The sequence below is a fragment of the Seonamhaeicola marinus genome (assembly GCF_008085455.1).
The window spans coordinates 1-404 of record NZ_VSDQ01000286.1; the positions used below are offsets into that span (position 1 = coordinate 1).

Sequence of the window (404 nt, forward strand, 5' to 3'; positions counted from 1 at the left end):
AAAAGATTTTCTTTCAACAATTGAAAATATAAAAGCAAAAGGAATTGAAGTAAAAGCTTTAGATTTTTTTGAAGCAGACACTTTAGTATCTACCTATTACACATTAGCAATGGCCGAAACTGCCTCTAACCTATCGCGTTTAGATGGCACAAATTACGGTAACCGAATTGATGCCGATAATTTAAAAGAAAGCTATTCTATTACGCGTTCTGAAAACCTTTCGGAAGAAACAAAACGCAGAATTGTTGGCGGTAACCAAGTATTATCACAAGGCTTTAGTGATGAAATTTACTTAAAAGGGCTAGCATTAAGAGATCAAATTTCTCAAAATTTTGAAAACGATTTTAACGAAGTTGACATTATAATTTCTCCAGTTACACCAATGGCACCTCCTAAAATTGGCG

The 404-nt window shown here is 33.7% G+C and carries 1 protein-coding gene; it reads left to right on the top strand.

Annotation, left to right across the window (positions count from 1 at the left end):
* On the top strand, positions 1-404 hold a 404-nt coding region (locus tag FUA24_RS04010), incomplete at both ends, for an amidase family protein (protein ID WP_246146944.1).